This is a genomic window from Paenibacillus sp. 1A_MP2 (assembly GCF_052244825.1).
GTDB classification, from domain to species: domain Bacteria; phylum Bacillota; class Bacilli; order Paenibacillales; family Paenibacillaceae; genus Paenibacillus; species Paenibacillus vandeheii.
In genome coordinates this window covers 6,338,695-6,363,779 of record NZ_JBQQCS010000001.1, presented here as the reverse complement: position 1 = coordinate 6,363,779, position 25,085 = coordinate 6,338,695, and the positions used below count along the sequence as shown (strand labels likewise).

Annotated in this window: 15 protein-coding genes and 4 pseudogenes; 15 read left to right on the top strand and 4 right to left on the bottom strand. The window is 44.3% G+C overall.

The annotated features are described in order from the left end of the window. Positions 1–58 precede the first annotated feature (58 nt). Positions 59–1,014, top strand: a pseudogene (locus ACTWJ7_RS31315) (IS30 family transposase). A 456-nt stretch (positions 1,015–1,470) separates the two neighbouring features. Here the strand turns inward: ACTWJ7_RS31315 and ACTWJ7_RS31310 are convergent. Further along, entirely contained in the window at positions 1,471–2,346 is an 876-nt protein-coding gene (locus ACTWJ7_RS31310; protein ID WP_079350466.1) for a GNAT family N-acetyltransferase, read from the bottom strand. 791 nt (positions 2,347–3,137) lie between these two features. Between ACTWJ7_RS31310 and ACTWJ7_RS31305 the strand changes: the two genes are divergently transcribed. Further along, a complete protein-coding gene (locus ACTWJ7_RS31305; protein WP_301880853.1) occupies positions 3,138–7,592 on the top strand; it encodes an endo-1,4-beta-xylanase in 4,455 nt (1,484 codons plus the stop codon). Positions 7,593–7,792: 200 nt separating this feature from the next. Here ACTWJ7_RS31305 and ACTWJ7_RS31300 read toward each other — a convergent pair whose 3' ends face one another. Next, positions 7,793–7,999: a DUF2536 family protein gene (locus ACTWJ7_RS31300; protein ID WP_301880852.1), complete on the bottom strand. Its 207-nt coding sequence runs from the start codon at positions 7,997–7,999 to the stop codon at positions 7,793–7,795. Between the two features lie 441 nt (positions 8,000–8,440). On the opposite strand from ACTWJ7_RS31300, the gene ACTWJ7_RS31295 reads away from it, so the two are divergent. From ACTWJ7_RS31295 to ACTWJ7_RS31275, 5 genes are all read left to right on the top strand, one after another. Next, on the top strand, positions 8,441–9,433 hold the full coding sequence (locus tag ACTWJ7_RS31295; RefSeq protein WP_301880851.1) for a tRNA dihydrouridine synthase: 993 nt from the start codon (positions 8,441–8,443) through the stop codon (positions 9,431–9,433). A 352-nt stretch (positions 9,434–9,785) separates the two neighbouring features. Beyond that, complete coding sequence (locus ACTWJ7_RS31290; protein ID WP_301880850.1) at positions 9,786–10,355, top strand: SF0329 family protein; 570 nt, start codon at positions 9,786–9,788, stop codon at positions 10,353–10,355. A gap of 113 nt (positions 10,356–10,468) precedes the next feature. Continuing rightward, the gene (locus tag ACTWJ7_RS31285; RefSeq protein WP_301880849.1) at positions 10,469–11,629 is read left to right on the top strand and encodes a cobalamin-independent methionine synthase II family protein; all 1,161 of its coding nucleotides are present in this window, start codon (positions 10,469–10,471) and stop codon (positions 11,627–11,629) included. A 279-nt stretch (positions 11,630–11,908) separates the two neighbouring features. Beyond that, the gene (locus tag ACTWJ7_RS31280) at positions 11,909–12,616 is read left to right on the top strand and encodes a DUF7832 domain-containing protein (RefSeq protein ID WP_301880848.1); all 708 of its coding nucleotides are present in this window, start codon (positions 11,909–11,911) and stop codon (positions 12,614–12,616) included. 244 nt (positions 12,617–12,860) lie between these two features. Beyond that, complete coding sequence (locus ACTWJ7_RS31275; protein WP_079350459.1) at positions 12,861–13,568, top strand: DNA alkylation repair protein; 708 nt, start codon at positions 12,861–12,863, stop codon at positions 13,566–13,568. Between the two features lie 81 nt (positions 13,569–13,649). Here the strand turns inward: ACTWJ7_RS31275 and ACTWJ7_RS31270 are convergent, their stop codons facing one another. Further along, positions 13,650–14,219 (bottom strand): TetR/AcrR family transcriptional regulator, encoded by a 570-nt coding sequence (locus ACTWJ7_RS31270; protein ID WP_079350458.1) that lies wholly within the window; start codon positions 14,217–14,219, stop codon positions 13,650–13,652. A gap of 235 nt (positions 14,220–14,454) precedes the next feature. Here ACTWJ7_RS31270 and lpdA point away from each other — a divergent pair, with 235 nt between their 5' ends. From lpdA to ACTWJ7_RS31250, 4 genes and pseudogenes are all read left to right on the top strand, one after another. Then, entirely contained in the window at positions 14,455–15,858 is a 1,404-nt protein-coding gene (gene lpdA / locus ACTWJ7_RS31265; RefSeq protein WP_301880847.1) for a dihydrolipoyl dehydrogenase, read from the top strand. 262 nt (positions 15,859–16,120) lie between these two features. Then, positions 16,121–16,753, top strand: a complete 633-nt coding sequence (locus ACTWJ7_RS31260) for an HlyD family efflux transporter periplasmic adaptor subunit (RefSeq protein WP_301880846.1) — start codon at positions 16,121–16,123, stop codon at positions 16,751–16,753. After that, positions 16,737–17,909: an ABC transporter permease gene (locus ACTWJ7_RS31255; RefSeq protein WP_301880845.1), complete on the top strand. Its 1,173-nt coding sequence runs from the start codon at positions 16,737–16,739 to the stop codon at positions 17,907–17,909. Before ACTWJ7_RS31260 ends, ACTWJ7_RS31255 begins: the two co-directional genes overlap by 17 nt. 233 nt (positions 17,910–18,142) lie before the next feature. Beyond that, positions 18,143–19,306: pseudogene (locus ACTWJ7_RS31250) on the top strand (DUF4317 domain-containing protein); the annotation flags it as partial. 130 nt (positions 19,307–19,436) lie between these two features. Here the strand turns inward: ACTWJ7_RS31250 and ACTWJ7_RS31245 are convergent. Beyond that, positions 19,437–20,396, bottom strand: a complete 960-nt coding sequence (locus tag ACTWJ7_RS31245; protein WP_443146215.1) for a helix-turn-helix domain-containing protein — start codon at positions 20,394–20,396, stop codon at positions 19,437–19,439. A 156-nt stretch (positions 20,397–20,552) separates the two neighbouring features. On the opposite strand from ACTWJ7_RS31245, the pseudogene ACTWJ7_RS31240 reads away from it, so the two are divergent. The 4 genes and pseudogenes from ACTWJ7_RS31240 to ACTWJ7_RS31225 all read left to right on the top strand — a co-directional run bounded on the left by ACTWJ7_RS31240 (position 20,553) and on the right by ACTWJ7_RS31225 (position 24,909). Beyond that, a pseudogene (locus ACTWJ7_RS31240) lies at positions 20,553–21,571 on the top strand (glycoside hydrolase family 88/105 protein). Positions 21,572–21,584: 13 nt separating this feature from the next. Further along, positions 21,585–22,960 (top strand): annotated as a pseudogene (locus ACTWJ7_RS31235) (1,3-beta-galactosyl-N-acetylhexosamine phosphorylase N-terminal domain-containing protein). A gap of 38 nt (positions 22,961–22,998) precedes the next feature. After that, positions 22,999–23,763, top strand: a complete 765-nt coding sequence (locus tag ACTWJ7_RS31230) for a lacto-N-biose phosphorylase central domain-containing protein (protein WP_443146214.1) — start codon at positions 22,999–23,001, stop codon at positions 23,761–23,763. 300 nt (positions 23,764–24,063) lie between these two features. Continuing rightward, on the top strand, positions 24,064–24,909 hold the full coding sequence (locus tag ACTWJ7_RS31225) for a GNAT family N-acetyltransferase (protein WP_301880840.1): 846 nt from the start codon (positions 24,064–24,066) through the stop codon (positions 24,907–24,909). Positions 24,910–25,085 lie beyond the last annotated feature (176 nt).

Sequence of the window (25,085 nt, the reverse complement as noted above, 5' to 3'; positions counted from 1 at the left end):
GGCCGGATTCGTGTAGAATGAAGCTTCCTACACCACATTCACACAAGGAGAATCCACCATGAGCTACGCACATCTTAGCATAATTGAGCGCAGTAAGCTAGAAATCCTCCACCAACAGGGGAAAAGTGCACGAGCCATCGCCCGTGATTTAGGTAGGCATCATGCCACCATTTGCCGAGAACTCCGTCGAAACGAAACGCAGAAGTCCTATCGTGCCGAGCGATCTCAGGAAAGCTATGTCCAGCGATGTAAGTCCTCCGTCCCTGCCGGAAAATGGACACCGCAGCAGTCGGTCCTTATTGAAGAAAGGTTTCGAGCCACGTAGTCTCCCGAGCAGATCGTAGAACGACTCCGTCAAGAGGGACACCCTGTGGTCTGCTTTAAAACCATCTATCGCTGGCTATATACAGCCAGTTTGGTGAAAGGGATGCTTTGCCGTCCTAAGTCACAAAGGTAAACGGCAGAAGCCTGCGGAGACACGCGTGAAGTTCGCTGTGGGTAAGACCATCTCTCAGCGTCCGAAAGAGGTTCGTTCTCGGAAACCTTAGGTCATTGGGAACTCGATACGGTCGTCTCGGGCCGTGGGAAAAGCAAGGGATGTTTAGCTACGTCATCGAATGCAGGACCCGCCTATATACCGCCATTCACATGCCTGACCGTACAGCTTTGTCTATGGAAATTGCTTTTGGTGTAGCAGCTTCGCAGTACCCTGCCGGTGCATTTCAAACCGCTACTGCAGATCGTGGCAAGGAGTTCGCCTGTTACACTAGCCTGGAAACCGCTCATAGCCTACAGGTCTATTTCGCAGATCCGAATTCTTCCTGGCAACGCGGCTCGAATGAGAATGCCAATGGCCTCTTGCGAGAGTTTTTCCCCAAGGGGACAGATTTCGCACAAATCACGAATGAAGCTTTGGAGACCGCTCTGCGCTTGATTAACCACAGACCATGAAAATGCTTGGGTTGGAGAACCCCTCACGAATCCTTTGCAGAGGAGCTGTCGCACTTAGCTTGACAATCCGTCGTAAGTTAAGCCTAGTTCTCTTCGAACGCAAACAGCAATTTCGTAACGTGCTTCAAAGCAATACCGTCCTTTCTGAATTCGATCGCAGTGTATTCGAAAGTGTCATTAAAAAAGTTATAACAGGAGAACAGGAAGACGGTAGCGTGGAGCCGTATCAATTAACCTGTGTATTCAAAACCGGCTTAAAGAGCAGTATTCAAGGTATGAGCGGAATGAAAAGCCCAAAAAAAAGCTGGCAGTGGAAGAGAGGAGTGAGGCATGTCCCCATATCCCTTACAATACATGTGGAGAGCGTGGCGATGTTGGTTAGGAATGACTGATGTTCGAGATGAATTAGCATATACAGTAAAGGAGCGGGTCACTCCCGCTCCTTCTTGTTTGACTTATAGGCGACATAGAGGCAATTGTTGCTAAGGGGGATGACCAAAAAGTCCGCCTGTCCTAGCATTAAGCTATGGATGTAATAGGATGTTTTACGTGTGCGGGATAGAAATTTTCACCATTTGTTCTTACAAATAAGCCACCTTCAGAGATAGTGCTTTTTATATTGATACCATTATAATCTGGAGTGAAGTGGAACGTTATTTTCTCGATATCCTTACCTGCAATCTTAGTCAGAACATCTTGAATGTTGACTTCCTTTAAGCTGATCATATCAAAGAGGTCCATGTGATTGTTTTCATTCTTATAGATTGCAATAACGTTCTCGTTTTCCAAGTAATAAATATCATCACTAAACACGTTCAGGCAATAATACATTAATATTCCTTGAGTACAATCAGTTCCAAAACGTTGAGAAACGGGCAATCTTCCTGATGCTAATGTGTAAATTAACCGTAGATCATCTGCTTGACTTACATCTAGTTTTCTAATGTCTGTATGCTCCAATTGGCTTGGTGTAAAGTCCATTGAAAATAGATGCTCTTCTACGGCTTTAAACCCAAACTTGGGATAAAAATCAAAAACCGTATCGTTGGCAAAGAGATACATGAAATCAACCTTGTTCTCATATTCCTCTAAAACCTTGTCCATTAAACTTGTAGATAATCCTCTTTTTCGATATTCAGGATGTGTCATTACTGTTCCGATTTGTATCGCTTTTTTCTTCTCTCCGTTAATAATGAACTCAAGAATGTTTACTGAAACATTTGCAATTACCTTATCTCCTTCAACAAATGAAAAAGGAATGTATCGTTCGCTCCAAAACCCTTGTTGATACCAATTTTCAAAATTTAAGCCAAAAGTGTTGGTAGCAAGTTCGAAAAAACTCTTTCTAAGTGCTTCATTGTTTTTATAATCCTTCATAAATATAAGTTCTTGCATTGTAGTTCCCCCTTAATTCTCAAAAGCGACTGTCTTTATATTAATGGTATTATCGGAGTACTTAAACAGGTATATCAAGCATCAAATTCAGGGAACGATAGGATACCTGACACCTGTTCAATATCGTCGAGTGGTGATAATTTACAGTACATGTGGATTTTATTTGTTTAATAGAAATTTATCGTGATAGTGAACATAACAATGTTGTGACGAGTATCGATTTCAAAATATTCTGAGAAACCACTGGAAAACATCTAAGGCGTTCAGATTCCATGTGTACTATATTGAGGATCTTCAAAAGTATGGCGTAATAATTGAATCGTATTATGTCTACTAACATCACTAAACAATAAAGAAGCTGAACATCTTGTTCAGCTTCTTTATTGTTGAACGAAAGGTTTGATACTTTAAATATGTGTATGTAAAACTGGTATGTAGATTCTGTGGGCCCTTAGAGGACAAACTTGATGATGTTGACTTAAGTGAAGAGGGGATCTTTTGTGATTGCTGCGACGGATTTATCTGTTTCTTTTCTAGTAATGAACAACGTTTCAACTTATATAGATTCTCGAATTTATCCGTCGCGGCCTGATCAGCAGAAATGAAGCGCATGTCCATACCATTATCAGACTTGGCATAGTTCTGTAAAAAACTAAGATTCCCCTTTAATTTGGAGTAAGATTTCTCTTCCATGAAGTGGTATTATCTGGGGTGAAAGGAGGCTGGTAACAGAAAATTATGTAAGCGCTTTATATGTTTAATAAAAAATTTGGTGTGGGGGAATGCTTCGAATGAGGAAATCATTTAAGCAGGTCGTTTCCGGGTTACTCGCAGCGGCTCTGCTTCTTCCGGGTGGCTTGATAGCTCCGGCAGTTAGCGCTGCGGATCTAGCGGCAACTAATTCACAAATTGTGTATCAGGAAACATTCCAGAATGGTCAAGGCAAGGTAACTCCATCAGGTGGTGCCCAGTTGAGCACTGTAACAGGCAAGCCGTTTGAAGGCAATGATGATGGAGCAGCTTTAAAAGTTAGTAACCGATCTAATAACTGGGATGGCGTGGACCTCGCTTTTGATGACCTTGGTTTGTCAGTTGGCAAAGAGTATTCTGTAACCGCTTCCGTTTATGTCGATACGGATGCTAACCCGCCTGCAGCTGGGAAAGCAGTACTGGAGATTGTATCTAATAAGGGCGTTACTGACTCAGAGGGATACAAGGAAATTAGCTCTTCCGACTTTATAGCGGGACAAGGCATTATGCTATCTGCCCCTCTTACCGTGACGAGTGTGGACAAGACAGCTCTGCGGATTAAATCGAGTGATGCAGGGAAAGCTGTCCAATTCTATATCGGGAATATCACGATTACCCAAGCAGAAGCACCTGCAGAGCCTACTATAGTCCTTAACCAAAGTTTTGAAGACGGCAGTACCGATGGATGGGGCAAGCTGGGTTGGGGATCGAGCGGGGATACCGCGGTCGTTGATAACTTAGCCTCCGAAGGTACGAAATCTCTGAAGTTCTTCAACCGGGCCGATGAGAAGGCCGTTCCTGCTCTCGAACTTACTGGCAAGATGAAATCGGACCGTAAGTATGATATTTCTCTCAAGGTTAGACTCGGTTCAGGTGAAGGCCAGTTCCATCTGGCATCCAAAATAAATTCTGAAATATTAGCGGAGGACCAGAAGTATCCTTGGCTTATAGGGAACAAGTTTGTAAACGCTTCCGAATGGACTTTATTTGAAACCAAAGGTTACGAAGTACCTTCTAAAACGAATGGGGTCATCATCTATGTTGAACCATCGGGCAATACGTTAACCTCGGATATTTACATTGATGAAGTTATCATCACCGATGTGACCCCTGATCAAACTGAACCGGAGGTTGTAGATAAAACGGGCATCTCTGCGGATTTTGAGAATGGTCTGGATGGATTCAAAGCACGGAACGGCCGTGAAACGGTAGTCCTTTCCCAAGACGATAATCGTACATCTGGCGGCAAGCAAAGCTTGCTTGTGACGACTACGACACAATATGATGCAGCCTTGGTTGATGCTACAGGCAAAATGGCGAAGAATCACGAATATGAGCTGTCTGCATGGGTGAAAATGGCTCCTGGTGAAGCACCTACAACCCTTCGTATTAGTGTTCAATATGCGGACAGCGGCTTTGCAAACGTTTCACCAAATGCAACCGTTACCGATCAGGAATGGGTACACTTAACGGGTAAGTACACGCTCACCACAACTCCAAGCGTACTCAATGCTTATATTGAAACAGCAAATAATGACGGTGGCAACCGTACCTTTTTCTTGGATGACTTTGCTCTAAAATATGTCGGACCTGTAGCTGCCGCACCTCCGATTCAAGAAAATCTTCCTAATATCAAGGATATTTATGAGGATGATTTCCTGATTGGGAATATTGTTAATCCGTCTACATTTGATGAGACTCGGCTCAAGCTTCTGAAGAAACATCACAATGTCGTCACGTTTGAGAATGACATGAAGCCGGATTATGCATATGACACGAACAGACAATTTGATTTCACCGCAGAAGATGCTCTTGTCCAAAGAGTACAGGATGCAGGTCTTGATTTGCACGGTCACGTGCTCGTATGGCATGCGCAATCACCTACCTGGCTTCATACGGCAGTGAGTGGTGAACCATTGAGCCGTGAGGTAGCTCTGACGAATCTAAGAACACATGTTAAAACGGTCGTTGAGCACTTTGGTGACCAAGTCATTTCCTGGGATGTTGTCAACGAAGCCATGAACGATAACCCGCAAAATCCGGAAGACTGGAAAAATGCATTGCGTAACTCCGGCTGGTTACAGGCCATCGGCCCTGACTTTCTTGAGGAGGCATTCCTCGCAGCCAAAGAAGTCATTGATGAAAACGGCTGGGATATCAAGCTTTACTACAATGACTATAACGATGACAACCAAAATAAAGCTACAGCCATCTACAGTATGGTTAAAGAGATCAATGAGAAGTACGCCGCAAATCACCCTGGCGAGAAACTGATTGACGGCATCGGCATGCAAGCCCACTATAATTTGGGCACGAGATTGGACAATGTTAAGATGTCGCTCGAGCGTTTTATATCCTTGGGTATAGAAGTCAGTGTCACCGAGTTGGACATTATGGCAGGCACCAATTCTACAATCACTGAAAAAGAAGCCAAACAACAGGCCTATCTGTATGCCCAATTGATGGATCTCTATAAGAAGAACAGCGAGCATATTTCTCGTGTCACCTTCTGGGGATTAAATGACAGCACCAGCTGGAGAGCCGAGCAGAATCCAACCTTGTTCGATAAAAATTTTCAAGCCAAAGAGGCATTCTACGCGGTCGTTGATCCTGAAAAGTACATGGCGGAAAATCCGCCTGAAGAGCTTGAATACAAGCGCTCAGGCGCTTACTATGGGACACCAGCTATTGATGGCTCCGTAGACAGCGTATGGAGCCAAGCTCCTGAAATGAAACTGGATACGAAGCAAATGGCATGGTCAGGTGCTACAGGAACAGCAAAAGCACTCTGGGATGACGACAATCTGTATGTGTTGGTTCAAGTCAGAGACGATCAACTGAACAAGTCCAACCCGAATGTATGGGAGCAGGATTCCGTCGAAGTATTTGTCGATGAAAATAACGGAAAAACGGCTAACTTCCAAGACGATGATGGACAATACAGAGTGAACTTCGAGAACGTAGCTTCCTTTAATCCAGCGGAAATCGCTGCAGGCTTCGACTCCAAAGTCTCTGTTTCCGGTACCAACTACACAGTTGAAATGAAGATTCCGTTCAAGAAGGTTAAGCCTGCGAACAATGCCAAAATTGGCTTTGATGCGCAGATTAATGACGCCAAAGACGGCAACAGAATCAGCGTGAACGCATGGAATGATCCATCCGGTCAAGGTTACCAGGATACTTCCGTATTCGGTGAATTGACGCTGACTGGCAAACCTTCTTCAGGCGGAAATAATGGCGGAGGCAACAGTGGTGGAGGTAACAACAGCGGGGGTAACAGTGGCGGATCGAACTCAGGAACTACGCCGCAGCCACAGCCTCAACCACAGCTTCCGGGCAACGACTCAGTAATTGTACCGGTAATAAAAGTCGAAAATGGAACAGCCACAGCAACCATTTCAAGCGACAGCCTGAATAAAGCGATTGAAAAAGCTTCTCCAGGTGCAAATGGCAAAAAGCAGGTTACCATCGAAGTGCCGAAGCAAGCCAATGCCCAATCCTATGTGGTGCAGCTGCCGACTTCCAGCCTGCAAAGCAACAATAATGTTGAGTTTGTGCTTAAGACGGAGAATGCAACACTTCAAATTCCGTCCAACATGCTTTCTAATATTACGGAGCAAGCCGATCAAGTCTCTATTCAGATTAACAAAGTCTCAGCAGATCGCTTGAGCGCAGATGTTCGCGCTATCGTAGGCAGCCGTCCGGTGATCGATCTAAGCGTAAAAGCTGGTGACCGTGTCCTTGCCTGGAACAACCCAGCGGCACCTGTAACGGTATCTGTTCCGTACACGCCTGCTGCACAGGAGCTTGTCAATGCACATCAGATCGTTATTCTTTACATTGACAATCAAGGACAGGCAACAGCCTTGCCAAGCGGACGCTATGATGCTAAAACCGGCTCGATGGTGTTTAAAACAACTCATTTCAGCACCTATGCTGTAGCCTACGTAACCAAGTCATTTGCCGATGTGCAGCATGTCCTGTGGGCAAAACAAGCAGTCGAAGCGATGGCTGCACGCGATATTATTAAAGGAATCTCTGAGGATAGCTTCGCTCCTGCAGCTTCTATCACGAGAGCAGACTTTATCACCTTGCTTGTCAGAGCACTTGAGTTGAAGGGCTCAGGCACGAACGGGGCAGCCTTCAGCGATGTACAGCCAACCGCTCACTATGCACAGGCCGTGGCTTTTGCCAAAGAACTTGGAATTGCCTCTGGATTCGAAGACAACACATTCAAACCAGACAGCAGCATTTCTCGTCAAGACATGATGGTTCTTACGGCAAAAGCCCTGAAAGCAGCTGGTAAGCATTCTGCCGGCATTGGAAATCTAGCTCCTTATTCCGATGCTGCAAGCATTTCCACTTACGCGATGGATAGCGTAGCTTCCCTTGTAGGAAGCGGAATTGTCAACGGCAAAGATGGCAAAATTGCACCAGCTGAACCATTGACCCGCGTCGAAGCAGCGATGATTCTGTACCGAATCTGGGAAATGTAAATGTAAATTCAAATGAGTAAGCTGATTAAAAAAAACTACCCCCGTATGTTATTTAGACGGGGGTAGTTCTACTTTTTTATATCTAATGGCACGGCGTTGGGGAGAATGTAGATACCATCTTTGGCGGAATCTCCATGGGTTCCGTAACGACCGGGTATACTTTTATAAATTTACGCTAGTAAAGTAAAAAAACTCGTCCATCACTCTGCGGCAAAATGCACAACTGCACTATATAACATCTTGTTGCGAAGTGGGTCGAAAGTCACTTGATGCTGAACATGCTTCACTCGAAGCAGCAATGCCTTGTTCATTCCGATTCGTTCTTCGATCGCTCGTTCCAGTTCACGGAAGTCATAAGCCTGCAGGCATTCGACTTTGTCTTTGAGCATATCCAGTGTAATTTCCATATTTAATCCAGGCCTCCTCCAAATCACGATTTGCAGGTTTAAAGCCTGCCGAGCTTCATTTTAGAGGAGCTTCTCCTGTTCGGCAAGAGCAATCTCAAAAAATTAACGATGGAGGAAGCTTATTTTCTATTATAAAGACCGAAACGAGAAAGTTAAGTTGTGTTTCTATTGTTCTACTGATGAACTCGTGCTGAAAATTACATAAATACGTGATAAAATCGGGAAAGGTGAATTCCGAAGATTTATTGGAAGCAATAACATAAACTGATGTTTGAACGAAGTTACATTTGTATGGTACAAGTGAAGAAGCAGCAAGGACATCAAAATGTAAATTGCAACCAAACTGCTAATGTAAATGAAGAACATACAGATGCATGAGTTACGGATTTTACTATTAATAAGGACATTAGACTGTCCTCGAAGGTATAGAGGGGTTTAGAGATGACAAAGGAAAACTTTTGGCGTGATTTACCACGACCATTTTTTATACTTGCACCCATGGAAGATGTAACGGATGTTGTATTTCGACATGTCGTAAGTGAAGCGGGCAGACCGGATGTGTTTTTTACCGAGTTTGCGAATACAGAGAGTTATTGTCACCCGGAGGGGAACAAAAGTGTGCGTGGGCGTTTGACTTTTACGGAGGATGAACAGCCCATTGTGGCGCATATTTGGGGAGACAAGCCTGAATTTTTCCGTGAGATGAGTATCGGGATGGCGAAGGAAGGCTTTAAAGGCATCGATATCAATATGGGTTGTCCTGTAGCGAATGTAGCACAGAATGGGAAAGGAAGCGGGCTGATCTGTCGTCCCGAAATCGCAGCGGAGATCATTCAGGCGGCTAAAGCCGGAGGACTGCCTGTCAGCGTCAAAACACGTCTCGGATTCACAGCTGTAGACGAATGGCGCGACTGGTTGACTCATATTTTGCAGCAGGACATTGTGAATCTGTCCATTCACCTTCGGACGAGAGAGGAAATGAGCAAAGTAGACGCTCACTGGGAACTGATTCCGGAGATTAAGAAACTTCGTGATGAGATAGCACCAGATACACTGCTGACCATTAATGGGGATATCCCTGACCGTGAGACCGGCTTGAGGCTCGTTGAGCAATATGGCGTAGATGGCATTATGATTGGACGCGGTATTTTCCAAAATCCGTATGCTTTTGAGAAGGAGCCGAAGGAACACAGTAGTGATGAATTGCTTGATCTGCTGCGGCTGCACCTGGACCTGTATGATCAATATTCAGAGCTTGAACCGCGTGCGTTCAGCCCACTGGCCCGCTTCTTCAAAATATATGTCCGTGGATTTCGAGGGGCTAGTGAACTCAGAAACAGTTTAATGAACGCTAAGTCAACAAGTGAAGTGCGTACGTTGCTCGATGAATTTAGAAGCAAGGATCATGATGAGACAGAGGAAAACGGAAATTAAGTTCCAGGTTGGAGAAACAACAGACGAGAGGCAAAGCTTTTTTTTCTCAGAATGCTCAAGCTATGGCAATAAAAAATGACGTTAGTTTCCTCATGTAGCCATGTGTTTTTTTGAGTGGGATTAGGCGATTTAGGAAAATAACATTTTGGAAAACATGGCCGACTTGGCTATGTTTTTTCTTTTGAAGACAATAGACACTTATCGAACAGAAACCACGTCAACAACATATTATTTTTCTTGGAAATGATGCTTGGTTCGCTCCATTATGGAGGATAAGTGCTGGTTACTGTATGATGGATCATAGATAGGCTGCCCGATAGGGTGGTTATGAATATCGAACAAGGAGAAACTTATGTCTTGGAGCAAATTGAAGCAACAACTGGAGAGTTTCCTCAGTCCTGCGTTAGTTGGAAGAGTTGAGTACCGGGCAACCAGCTATCGCTATTCACCTGATAAATCAGGCAACTGTTACATTACTGTAGATAAAAAGAACATACTCAACATGAGTGACATCACTGGCTTAATCAGATGGTATCAAACGGAGCAGGAGATCAAGAACGACCCGGAGATCGTTATTCCTGTGACCGATGAAGAGATTGAAGCCGTCCGAAAAGATACCAAAGGGACCGTTCCGGAGGATCGTCTTCAAGTCATAGCAAGAAGCAGAAAAAGCTCCGTACTTGCTAAGGAGCTATTGTTGGCACAGGCTGCACTCAGTAAATCGAATTTTACCGTTGTAGCGACTACGTTTTTATCTACTTCGATAGAGGATAATCTGGAGAGCAACGATATCTTGTTTAATATTCTGGCTTTGGTAGACAGACGTCTTGGAAAAAAGCGAATCCTTAATATGTCCGAGTCGATTAAAATGAAGCATCCGGCTGTGCAGTATTTTTATGAATTAAGGCGTAGTACATTGTGAGATGGATATGAATCGCTATAGCTTTTAACTATAACCAGTTATGGTATTTAAGTATCTCAGCTAGCCTCGTTCTACATGATATGATAATGGTATACAACGAGGGGGTTTTTAACATGACTGATAAGTTCCAGATCGTAGGTAGTTTGTTGCGGCCCGAAGAGCTGCTGACATATAAAACACAAATTGAACATCGTGATGATATCCAATATCCATTCTATGAAAGCTTCGAAGGTTATGAGAAATGCGAGACGGAGGCAATCCAACAGGTTGTTAAGAAGGAGATCGAGCATGACCTGTCGATTATTACAGATGGCGAGTTTTCCAAATCGATGTGGCATCTGGATTTTGTGTGGGGCTTTGGTGGCGTTGAGCGTTATATTGCAGACCATGGCTATTTTTTCCGTGATGTGGATGGATCTTCAAAATACGAAACACGTAAAGATATTGGCCTGCGCATCACTGGGGAATTGAGCGGTAAAAATCATCATTTCATTCAACTGTTCAAACAGCTGCAAGACACGGCGGGTGACCAGCAAACGAAACTTTGCGTTCCGTCGCCATCCCATATCTTTGGTGAACTTTCCTGGTCGGATAATATTGGCGGTACGGATGCTGTTTATCAGAACATTCAAGAGCTCAAAGAGGGTCTTGTGAAGGCGTATAAGGAATTTGTCGAAGAATTTGCTGCGGTAGGCGGTAAAATCCTGCAATTTGATGATTGCCTGTGGGAGCTTTTTGCAGACGACAACCCGAACTCTCCGTTTACAGGGGAGCATATTAATCAAGAAGAAGTACAAGGTCTCGCTACCGAATTTATTGATATTAATAATACTGTGATTGACTTCGGTCATAGCCTGGGCTTGAAAATGTGGACACACAATTGCCGCGGCAACTATGATTCTCGCAACATGGGCGGTGGATCTTACGCGAAAATCGCTAACCTGTTCCTGAAGCAATTGAAATATGATCGCTTCTTCCTGGAATGGGATGATGATCGCGCGGGTTCTATCGAAGCATTGGAAGTTTTCAAGGACAGACCTGAAACGGAAATTGTATTAGGTTTGTTGTCATCCAAAACCAACACACTTGATGATGAAGCTCGTGTGATCCGGTTGCTTGACGAAGCCTCCAAAATTATTGATAAGGATCGTCTGTTGCTTTCGCACCAATGCGGCTTTGCATCCTGTGATGGCGGTAACGAGCTAAGCGAAGCCGAGCAATGGGCAAAGATCGATCAAGGCCAAAAGATTGCCAAGCAGTACTGGGAAAACTAAATTTCGAATAGCAGCATCTTGAACTAAAAGGGATGCCTCGTAGCGCCAGCAATGGACCTGCGAGGCATCTCTATTTTTTTATACAGCGGTCTTGTCCCAATATATCGTACTTTCTTCCTCAACGCTGTGGATCTTCTCAAATCGTAATGGATAAATCTCGCATTAGACTGAGTTTTATAGAGTAACTCATGTTAGTCGTTCATAATTTTGATATCATAGGGGTGGACGCTAATCACCCGAAATATGTGGAGTTGTTAGCATTATTGGTGAGGTGAGAAGATGGAGAAGATCGAGCTTGTATTGATCAAACCAGGAAAGACGTTTACCGATTATCGACATTTGATCATTACGGAAGCAACAGAGGTATGCATTCTTAATATCATTAAAGGCCGATTATATCCCGATAAGAAGACGATGAATCCGACATACGAACCCTATCCTACCAAGCAGGAAACCGTTGATCGACTGAATGAACTGGCTAATGAACTGAGAACTAAAGGTTTTGTGGAGGCGCAGAGAGAGGTTTTGTTTCAGATCCCGGAAAAAGAAATATATGTGTATGACAAAGCGAAGTGGCATTATGAGGCAGACTTTCCAAAAGAACTGGACAGCACTCAAGCCTATGTTCCAACGGGCATGTTCATCACGTGGTTAATCAAAAACGATATGATTGGCAAACGAAGTGCTAAAAACGATGCATCAGATATCGAGCTTGTGAAACGGAATGAAATGACGGGTGCTCAGTTCTATCGCAAGAACTGGGATGGTGTGCTCAGCTCGAAGGAATTGTCGGATGAAGCGGATACCTTTGCGCGTGAATACCTGGATATCCATAAAGACCTATACACGGCTGTTGATTTCACTAATATATTGGCAGTTGGATTGCCAACGATCTACCATGTGCAAGATTCCATGGAGAACTATCACATCATTGAGCCGATGATTACTGAACGTTATCGGGAATGGAAAAGTCGTCAAAGACTGTAAACCAAGGATGTTAACAAGGAAAATAACTATCAATAATGGGCCACTGCTCTTCAGAGTAGTGGTTATTTGTGTACAAACGATATGTTGGAATGGGAGTGAATTTAGTGGAATCTGGATGTATAGCGTGACAACAGGCTGTGATACAATGAAAATGAAATTGTTGTACGGATCATCTCGCAAGCTGTATTCCCTCTAAACGGCAAATTAGAAATATATATGTCCTATGAAAAAGGAGTTTTGCACAATGAATTTGGAAGAGGTTATGCAAGAACTTGAAGCACTCGGGAAAGAACGAACAAAGAAAATATACATGTCGAATGGTGCACATGAACCACTTTTTGGAGTAGCAACCGGGGCGATGAAACCAATTGCGAAGAAAATAAAAAAGGATCAACCTTTGGCTGAGCTGCTTTACGCTACGGGGAACTATGATGCCATGTACTTTGCTGGTGTGATTGCCGATCCCGAAGCGATGACAGAAGCTGATTTTGACCGTTGGATCGATGCCGCTTATTTTTACATGATCTCTGACTTCATCGTTTCCGTCACGTTGTCGGAGACGGATATTGCCCAAACGGTTTCGGACAAGTGGATTGCGAGCGGGGATGATTTGAAAATGTCAGCAGGCTGGAGCTGTTATTGCTGGTTACTCGGAAGCCGGAAGGATGCTGAGTTTTCCGAAAGTAAGCTGAACGATATGCTTAAACAGGTAGAGCAAACGATTCACGAATCACCTGAACGCACCAAGTATTCGATGAACAACTTCCTGTACACCGTCGCGACATCCTATCAACCGCTGCACGATCAGGCAGTGGAGACGGCCAAGGCTGTGGGACCTGTTGAATTGAACAAGGACAAGCCTAAGAGCAAGCTGCTGAATGCCTCTGCGAATATTCAACAGGCAGTGGAAAAAGGGCGTACTGGATTCAAGCGTAAATATGTAAGGTGCTAATTTGAATAGTTGTCGGGTAAAACGATTTGCACAAAAGTTTACAGAAAACACGCCACTATGGACGTGTTTTTTTTATGTTTTCTAATCTTTCATAACCATATCTTTGGCTTGCTGCCTGCCCGCCGCGAGAAAACTGTCGCTTAGTTCAGGATCATTAACAGAGCGTGCAAGAACAAGGGAGCCGACCAATGTACTGAACAGTGCGCGAGCTTTGGACATGTCCATATCTGCTAAATTGGAGATAAAAGTGACCATCCGCTCCAGTTCATGAGTGAATACCTGCCGGACCTCTTCGGAAGAGCGGGATATTTCGCCGGAAAGGGCAGGGAAAATACAGCTCATTTCCGTTTTGTCGCGGTGATAGGGACTGAGATAATAATCGATGACTGTATTAATTTTGGGGGTCTGCTCTTCCTGATCCGCGACTTTCTGAAGAAGTGCTATGGTATCACTAATGGCATATTCACAGGCTTCGGCGACCAGTTGTTCCTTGTTGTCAAAGTGTGAATAAAACCCTCCATGAGTCAATCCGGCTCCCTTCATAATGAACGGCACACTGACGTCCTGGATACCATTGGTGCGAAAAGCCCGAGCAGCACTCTCCACAATTTTACCTCGTACTTTTATTTTATGGCCTTTGGGATAGGGCATTATCATTCACTCCATAGCTTCATCATTCTATAGAAATTGAATGTTTACGTTAAGATCAATTTCTATACTTTTAAAATATTATAGTCATCATAATAAAGCCTGTCAATTTGGCGACTGGATGTCTGTTGAATTACAAAAGGGCAAATACGGTTGTTGACGGTCTTAAAATATGATGGTTATAATATATTACGATCATCATATTTTAAATCGACTTCAATTTAGGAGGTATCGGGATATGAGTAAGCTTGAATCTGTAGATACGTTAGTTATTGGATCTGGTCCAGGAGGCTATGTGGCAGCGCTTCGTTCCGTGCAACTGGGGATGAAAACGGCAATTGTCGAACGTAAACAGCTTGGTGGAGTATGTACGCATGTAGGTTGCATACCATCCAAAGCCTTAATTGCGGAATCACATCGTTATGATTTGTTCAAACAGTTCAATCCAGTTGACGCGGCAGCGACATTTAAGAATGCACAGCATTTTAAACAGGGGGTTGTGAATAAACAGGCAGGTGGCGTCCACTATTTGTTAAAGAATGCGGGTGTGACCATTCTCGAAGGAGAGGCCAGTCTGGTGGATGAACATACAGCGCTGATCCAGCAAGCTGGACAGGACCATAGCATTTCTTTTGAAAACCTCATACTGGCAACTGGATCTCGTCCGATTGAGCTGCCAGCGTTTCCGGTTGGAGGACGTATCTTGTCTTCCACAGAAGCACTGTCTCTGGCGGAGGTGCCGAGTAGTCTGGTTGTTATTGGCGGAGGTTATATCGGTGTGGAGCTTGGGCAGATGTATGCCAAATTTGGAACAAAGGTAACGATTCTGGAGGGAGGAGCACAAGTATTGCCCGGATTTGAGCCGGAACTTGCAGCCCCTGTAGTCAAACAATTGAAGGCGGATGGTATCCAGATCGTACCCGGAGCGATTGCTGAAAAGGTGGAGCAGAATGCCGATTCCATTACACTGTATTATTCGAAAAATCAGGAGCAGCACCAGGTTACTGCGGAATATGTATTGGTCACGATCGGCAGGAAACCCAATACAGATGGCCAGTTAGGACTGGAGCGAATGGGCTTGCCAGTGACCAGCAAAGGGCTGGTTGAAACGGATGAACAGTGCAGAACAATGATCCCCCATATCTATGCTATTGGAGATATTACAGCCGGTCCGGCACTCGCTCATAAGGCATCCTATGAAGCCAAAGTAGCGGCAGAGGCCATTGCTGGCCTTACCTCCAAAGTGGATTACAAGGTGATTCCGCTGGTTGTCTTTTCTGATCCGGAGCTATCCAGTGTTGGAGTAACTGAAACCGAAGCGAAAGCACAAGCCATTCCGGTGGTTATTGGAAAATCGTCTTTTGGGATCAACGGTAGAGCATTGGCATTAAGGGAAACCGAAGGATTTGTAAAAATTGTAGCTGATCCGACCTCGGGAATCGTCATTGGTGCACAAATCGTTGGCGTGGAGGCATCCACACTGATATCGGAGCTTGCACTCGCAATTGAGATGGGTGCAACCGTGGAAGACTTGGCTATGACGATTCATCCTCATCCCACTCTGGGCGAAGTGATTATGGAGGCTGCCGAGAATGCGGTCACTAAAATGATAATGAAAAGCAAACATGCGCAGCAAAGTTAACTATATAAATTGAACTAAACATTTACACAAAACGGAGAGGACAGAAAGAACCTGAAGAAGCGGAGCTAAAAGCTTTCTGAAAGAAAGCTGCATCGGAAGCATATGCTTCGCCTTTATCCCCGGATTTACCCCTTTTTAAAAGGAATCAAAAAATCTGGGGATAACAGCGATCGGAAGGTTGTTCTGTCATCGGAGTGTCCAGTGTAAATATTCTTTAGTTCAACTTATATATACGAGGAATTAGAATGGGAGAGATAAAAGAATGAAGATAAAAGCAGGTTTGTATATCGGAATTGCGCTGGTGCTCATTGCTGGAGGTTCACTTCTGGCTGTGAAAGGAAAGGATGCGGTAAGTCAGGCGGAGAGCAGGAAACAAGGCATACTTGAGGCAGAGCAAACGACATTATTTTATCAAAATAGCCCTGGGGCGATTATAGAGGCGGGTGCATCTGCAGGTGACTCTGTGAAAGAGGGAGAGGTGCTGTTCAAAGTAAAATCAGCTGAGGAAGGAGAAGTGGATGTACTCGCACCGTATGACGGATTGGTCGACCGAGTTACTATAAAGCAGGGGGATCAAGTACAACCAGGAGTTCCGCTGGCGGTTCTGCAAAAGAATAACTATTACACGGATCTCTATGTGCAGGAAAGTGAAATTCAAAAGATTGAAGTGAATCAAAGCATTGATGTTCATTTTCCGTATTTGGATCAGTCAACACAGGTGAGCGGGGTTGTTACTTCCATCTCATCTTCCCCACAGTTTGCGAGCCTGCGTATGTCGCGCGAAAAAGGGCAAGCGGATCTAAGTATGTTTCTGGTCCGAATATCGATGGATTCAAATGCTGATTTGCTTCCGGGGATGACAGCAGAGGTGAAACTTGATGAAATCACTGATTGATGAGTGGAAATACGTATTGGGCAGCAAGTATGTTCGCCTGATCTTTATTGGTCCGCTTATTGCAGCCTTATTTTTCGGTTTAATGTTCTCGCACAACCAAATTAGCAAATCGCCTGTTGTTGTCATAGATGAGGATCATAGTGAATATTCACGGCAGCTGATCTCCAAAATAAATGCGTCACAATACATGAGCGTCAAAAGTGTGTATGCCAGCCGAGTGAGTCCGGAAACATTGCTTGCCAATGAACAGGCTGTAGCCGTCATTATGCTTCCCAATCAGTTGGGATTGCGTCAACAACAAGGGAAATCGACGAACATCGGCATCTTGATGGATAACACGATGCCCTCTGGGCTAACCGGGATTCGGACCGCGATTCAGGAAATTATCCAGACGGAGAATATGACCCTTTCCATGACACGTCTCGTCCAGAAAGGAATGGATGCCGAAACAGCTAAAGGAATCGTGTCGCCGTTATCCCTTCAGCAGCGGATGCTGTTTAATCCAACCTCCAGTTATGTTGGTTTTATGGTGCTTGGCTTTGTGAATATTGTAGTATTGATGATTACGACAAGCGCAGCGGGCTCGATAACGCCTCGGCTGCGTCAGGAAGGGAAGCTGTTTGCAAACGGAAAGTCACCTTTCCAGCTATGGATACGGTGTGTACCTTATGCTGTGTTGAGTTCCCTTTCACTGCTTCTATCCTATGGATTGTTAAAGCAGGTGGGGGGAATGCGATTTGAAGCGGAGCCTTATCTTTTTATCATCCCACTGGTTATTTATGCCTTCGCCTTGTCACTCCTGGGTATCTTCATTGGTTACACTGCCAGAGACATGTCCAAAGTCAGTCTACGAACCAGTTTTGTATTGTATCCGTCCTTTTTGGCTACAGGAATTCAACTAACGCCGCTGGCATTTCCAGAACCGTTTCAAATTTTCGCATGGGTATTACCAATGAACTGGCTTAACCGTCTGATTCGTGGTATGGCTTTTCGGGACGGGGATCTGGCAGCCTACAGTCAGGAGTTGGGGGCATTGCTGATTATTATTGGCGTAGTATCACTTTTGATGGGATTACTGTTTCTACGTGAAGCGAGGAAAGTTTCTCCCAGCCGTGAACTACTGTTGAATGCAGATGTGTTGCCGAGCAGCAGTTAATCGAAAACATAATTATTAAAACGAGAACAGACGCACGGGAATCATTCCTGATGCGTCTTTCTGTTTAGTTAACGCAGATGACATATAACGATAACAGTGATCGGAAGGTTGTTCAGTCATCAGAGTGCCAGTGGAAATATTCTTTAGTTGAACTTATATAGCGAAGGTTTTTTATATCGTTTATACTTGTAAGGCCAATTTACTTGAGGAGTTGTCTAACGAATCATGAATAAAAAGAAGTCGCGCATATCCGCAAGCAGTTTAAAATGGATCATGATTTACTGAATATTTACGATATTCTCAACGTGTATATTACGAAAGAAACGAACGAGATCTATCATTGGGAGCGCCATCCGTTTGAGCTGGTAGACAGAGAGAAGCAGGAGCTGTACATGGGCAATTTCAAAAAATTGCTGACGGGTGAGCTGGATCAGAAATTGTTTGAGTTGAAGTTTCAGGAGCAGGCGGAAGAGCCGGCTCAGGTGATGCTTCACCAAGCATTGGTAACAGGAGATCCGGAGGAATGGCAGGACCTGATGCTCCTGTTGGTGGAACGAATGTTGGCAGATGCCAAGTATGAAAGGGATATGGTGATCACGTTCGTGCGTGGACAGTATTACTTGCCGACCAAGGCGCGTAATGATGAAGCGGAAGAAAGTGAGAAGAACGAAGTGTTCGCACATCCATTCATCCTGTGCAGTGTGAATTCCACGGAGAAGCAGCGGAAAACACTTTTGTTTGATTACGTGGAGAGAGAATTTAAGTACAACGTGATTGTCGATCCGGTTGTCAAATTAAGCACACCAGAGCAGGGTTTCTTGTACCCGAGTGTGACGGACAACTATTCCGATGTTAATCGTATTCTATATTGTACAGGGAAATCGAATTTCCCGGATCCGCATTTTGTTGAAAATGTATTGAATGGAGAAAGATCCGTTACAGCGCTGGAAGAACGGGCGATCTTCGAAGATATCGTGAAGGAAGTGGCCGGTGAACAGCTCGACTCAGCCACAATTGCACATGTGTACGAGGAGATCAACCGGGTCATCGAAATTAACGAAGAGTCACATGAGGAAGAACCTCCGAAGCTGGATTATAAAGACCTGGAACGTGTGTTGACGGCAAGCGGTGTAGAGGATCTGACGTCGGAGAAAGTGGAACGTGCATTTGAAACTATCGTCGATAACAAGAATTATGAAATGAAAGCGACCAGTGTGATGCCTAAGTTTACGTCCAAGTCCATTAAGATTGAAACCAAAGTTGCTACGATTTCGGTAAGCCCGCAAGACCTGAGATATGTGAAACAGGTGAATTATCAAGGCAGACGGTGTATCATGATTGAAGTGGACGAAGATGTCGTGATTGAAGGGTTTACGCTTACGACAGAGGTACTGTAGACTCGTTTATCAATCCCTTTATTCGTGTTGAATTAATGATTAATAATACAAGGAACGTAAGAAGACGCTCGAGACTCGCTCTCGAAGCGTCTTTAATTTGCCTATAAACTCTATCGCACATATCCCTTCCCTATATCCACCCTGTAAACTCCAATATGGACGCTTTCGCGGACTGCACTTCAGACTGTGCACCTTTGCGCCATTCCTTCGGCGATTTCCCCATAAGCTTGGAAAAGCAGCGATTGAAGCTGGAGATGGACTGAAAACCGACTTGTTCGGAGATCGAAAGAATGGAGGCATCCGTGGTTTTTAATTGCTTGCAGGCTTCTTCAATCCGGGTGCTATTCAGGAAATCCAGAGGTGCAGTTCCCATAATATCATGAAATTTTCTGCGAAAATGAGTAGTGCTTAGGTGGCACAGATCAGCCAGAGAATCGATGGTAATGGGCGACATATAGTTTTTGGTGATATACTCCAGAACTGGAGAAATGACAAAATCACCTTTTAGATTAGGCTGTGTTTCTTGATCTTCAAAGGTTTCACTTTGGGAATGGATTCGCAGGAGTTCGATATAAAGGGATAACAATAAGCCATAGGCACTTTCCTGATACAAAGGTTTCTTCTGCTTCAATTCCTCTACGACCGATGTCGCAAGGGTATAAATCCTCGGATGTTCCTCCCTGTTTAAAATGCAGTTCAGTCCCTTAATTGCCCACAAATTGGGTTCGAAGTTACTGCAGGCATTGCTCTTAAACGAATGTTGAAAGAGATCCTCTGGCGAGAAAAAGAGATAAGACCAAAGACTGGCTTCGTTGGGTGAACTATATGTTGTATGAGGAAGATATCTAGGGATAAAGGTCACATCACCGGCTTTAAAAGGTACAGATTCACCTTTGATCTCCATAATGCCGCTATCTGAATGGCAAATGCCAATCTCCAGATGGTTATGGAAATGGAGATGTTCACTTTTGATATCGGAGATCTTCCAGCGTTCACCGCTTAACAGCAGAATAGGAAAATGGATCGGCAAGCTGTAGTGGCGATATTCAATAATGGGCTGCTTTTTCTGGGCACATTCGATAACTCCCATTCATAAATGATTGAAATTGCGCAGTTTTGTTGCGAATATGCTTAGATTGACACTATTTTACTGCGTACAATGGAAGAAGTAAAGCGTTTTCAAACCAAGGACGGACAGCTCTCAAGCGCATTTGGGGGCATGTGCGCTATGAGAGGGGAATCATCGATGCTGCAAGTGAAATATGATAGGGAAGAAATTTTAAACGTAATTGATAACGTTACTCAGAAAACACTGGCCATGGATTTGACGTGGGATTGGCCTTGCGGTGTGGCGTACTATGGTGTAACCAGAGCTTATCAAACGACAGGCAATCAGGAATATTTGGACAGGCTTGTCCAATGGGCGGATGAATACATTGAGCTGGGCTTGCCGGACTGGACCGTGAATACATGTGCCATGGGCCATATGCTGATTACTTTATATGAAGAAACAGGGAACCAGAAATATTGGGATATTGTGATGAGCAAGGTGGATTATCTTCAAAATCATGCACTTCGTTTCGGAGATAACGTGCTGCAGCATACCGTTTCTATTTCCAATGATTTTCCCGAGCAGGCATGGGCGGATACCTTGTTTATGGCGGCATTTTTCCTGCTCCGTGTAGGAAGCAAAATAAAGGATCAGGAAATGATCCAGGATGCTCTGAATCAATATTACTGGCATATCAAATACCTGCAGGATCCAAGCAGCGGTTTTTGGTACCACGGCTACAATAACGTCAACAAGGACCACATGTCCGGATTATATTGGGGAAGAGCGAACGCTTGGGCGCCTACACTATGTCACAAGTAAAACCACAATTGAAGGACTGGTATCTATATCCGCAGTGCATGGACGTGGAGTGTTCACTGCGGGATCAACTGGCAGCTCTGAAGCTCGTCCAGACCGAAAATGGCTTGTGGCGTACGGTTTTGGATGACGAGGATTCTTATGAAGAGGTTTCTGCTTCCGCTGGTATTGCAGCAGCCATGATCAATAACGGCAATCCATTGCATACCAAATATGTGCAAAAGGCACTGGAAGGTATCCTGAACAACATTAGTGAAGATGGACGCGTGCTTGGTGTATCGGGCGGTACAGCGGTGATGAAGGATCGGGAGGGGTATCGCAATATTCCAAAAGACTGGATTCAGGGCTGGGGTCAGGGCTTGGCATTGGCTTTTCTATCCGACATGTTGAAATAGGGAGGGAACCACGTTGTCCAAACCAACAAAAGGCTCCTTTACACTACCGGGAGAATCCGGTTATGAGGCACTGACTTTGGAACTTGCCGAACGGTGGGGAGCCGATGTCATTCGTGACAGTGACGGCACGCAGTTGTCCGATGAGATTATTAACGCTGGGTATGGCATTTATTCGACCATCTGTATCATTCGGGATCATAACGAGTGGGCAACCCGTAATTCCGATAAGCTGCAGCAGTGTTTTCTAATTACGAATCCGAAGGTAGCTGTACAAGATTATGTATCGTTCTATCTGATGGAGGATTTTTTTGCTGAACAATTCAGGGTGAATGATTCCAAAGAGGCGTTTAAATATTGGCAGGTCTTTGACCGGACAACCGGGGAGGAAGTGCCAAGAGGGCAGTGGAATTATGAAAGGGAATCCGGCCATGTAGTAATTACCGGTATCGTCCCTTGGCATAAATACACCGTAAGCTTCATGGCCTATCGGATTTGGGAAGAGATTTCGATGTACAATCACACCACGAACCATTGGGACAAAGAGCACTTGATGCAAATTGATCCGATCTATTCGGAAACGCAGACCTATCTGCTGGACTGGATGGAAAGCTGGAGTCAGCAGCATCAGGAAACAACGGTGGTTCGATTCACCTCATTATTTTATAATTTCGCCTGGATCTGGGGCAGCGACGAGCGTAATCGCCATCTGTTCTCAGACTGGGGTTCATACGATTTTACGGTAAGTTCAAGAGCGCTTGATCTGTTTGCCAAAAAATATGGATACTCGCTTTCTGCGGAGGATTTTGTGAATGGCGGCAAATATCAGGTAAGTCATATCCCGGCTGAGCAGCGTAAGCTGGACTGGATGGCATTTATCAATGATTTTGTCATCGGATTTGGGAAGAAGTTAATTGATATCGTGCATAACCACGGCAAGCTGGCGTATGTCTTCTATGATGACAGCTGGGTTGGTATGGAGCCTTACAATGACCGCTTTCAGGAGTTTGGATTCGACGGCATGATTAAATGTGTGTTCTCCGGTTACGAGGCAAGGATGTGTTCGGGCATCAAGGTCGACACCCATGAGATAAGACTGCATCCATACTTATTCCCGGTGGGTTTAGGAGGACTTCCTACCTTTAAGGAGGGGGAGATCCCACGCTGGATGCCAAAAAGTATTGGATCAATATAAGGCGCGCTTTGCTCAGAGAGCCGATGGACCGGATTGGATTGGGTGGATATCTGCATCTGGTTGAACCTTACCCGGATTTTGTTGATTACATCGAGAAAATTACCAACGAGTTCAGGGAAATGAAAGAGCTGCATCACGCGGGCAAGCCCTATCAGATGAAGACAAAGGTAGCGGTTCTGCATAGCTGGGCAAATTAAGATCGTGGACCTTGTCCGGCCATTTCCATGAGACGTATATGCATGACTTGATTCATGTAAATGAAGCTTTGTCTGGCTTACCGGTTGATGTGCAGTTCATTGATTTTGAAGATATCCGTAAGGGCGCATTGCAACATATTGACGTCGTCATTAATGCTGGCTCTGCTGGTTCGGCCTGGAGCGGCGGAGCGCATTGGAATGACCACCAGTGCGTGGACCTGCTGACCAAATGGGTATATGAAGGCGGTACCTTTATTGGCATCAAGCAGCCATCGGCGGTAGAAGGGTATGACAGCTTTTTCAGAATGGCACATGTTCTTGGAGTGGATGAGGATACAGGCGCCAGAGTCGTTCATGGAAAATGGACGTATGAGGCTTGTGATGAGCATGGTTTGGTGCCTAAAGGGGCCAGCATACTTCCTAAAAATAACATTTATCTCACCGATGGATCAGCAGCTGTAGTGAGTGAAACGGATGGTATGATCACACTGTCTACACATGACTTTGGTAAAGGAAAAGGGATCTACCTGCCTTCCTTCGAATTCAGCTGGGAAAATACAAGACTGCTGCTAAATTTGATTCGATATGCCGGCAATGAATTCCATGAATCGAGGTACATTACAGATAACTTGTATACCGAGTGTGCGTATTATCCAGAAAGCAAAATATTGGTCGTCATTAACAACAGTGACCAAGTTCAAACCGCAACGATCGATACCGAGTATGGAAAACAAACCGTGGAATTAGATCCGTATGACACCAAGATCACCGAAATTGCTTTAACAAAATCGGTATCCTCTTAGAATAATGAATCAATAGACCGTATTCCTTAACTAGGGAGCGGTCTATTTTAGTTAAAAGGAATTTTACTCATGAATATTTTATAAAGCAAACCATTTGAACATTTCCACTAACTGAATAAACTAATCGAAATCATAATTTTATTCCTAATTTTTGCTCGGTTGTTCTTATTCTATAACGTTTATAGTGCGGATCTTACTGTATAGTGTTAACATTATTTAGTGGAATATTTAAATAAGGGCAGGAGAACATGAGCCCTAATATGTTATTGCTTTCATCTTTTCAAAGGAGAGAGTGCCCTGATGTACAGTTATAAAATGTTGGACAAGATAAGTTTGGAAACACTGCACGAAGCGTTTGTGGATGCGTTTTCCGATTACCAGGTTAAAATGGATTTGCCTTTTTGGAAGTTTCAACAAATGCTCCAACGAAGGGGTTATCATCCCGAAATATCTATGGGGGCCTTTAAGGATGAGAGAATGGTCGGATTTGTTATCAATGGACTTCGAAACTGGAATGGAAAGGCAACTGCATACGACATGGGGACAGGTGTTGTAAAAGAATACAGAAGGCAGGGCATAACAAGCGATCTGCTCTTGAATATAAAAATGCTGCTAAAAGAAAAAAATGTAGAGCAATATTTGTTAGAAGTCATCCAATCCAACGAATCTGCAGTTCAGCTTTACAGTAAACAAAACTTCAAAATTCAAAGGGGATTTTCATGTTTTCAGTTGCAAAAAGATAAATTCATACCGCAAACGACCTGCACGGTGGAATGTGTGGAGAGAATCGATCTGGAGCAGTTCAAGGAATTTTGGGATGTGGAGCCCTCCTGGCAAAATTCAATTGATTCCATCTACGCTGTGCCGGAAGCTTTTATCTATGTGGTTGCACGACAGAATCATAGCATTGTTGGCTATGGCATTATAGATAAAAAAACAGGTGATATTCCACAGCTCGGAGTAAGCCAAAATTACCGGGGCAAAGGTATTGCAAGCAGCATCCTGACAGAGATGGTCCAACGCACAGAATCTCCTGGAATCAGTGTCCTCAATGTGGAATCTCATCTGAAACCGACGGAAGATTTCCTGGTCAAATCAGGCTTTGCGTATCATGTTGGCCAGTATGAAATGCTCTTGGAATTATAACGCGATCGCTTTTTCAGCGTTAAGTCAGTCGTTCAGTCGTTCATGGAAGATGGACGTTTGAGGTTAGCAATGAGGTCGTATGATAACAAGATTACCCATTGGCTTGATAAATTCGGTATGGGAACGTAAAAAAGCAAGTAATAAGACGTTTCGTGAATCCTTCCGGAAGCGTCTTA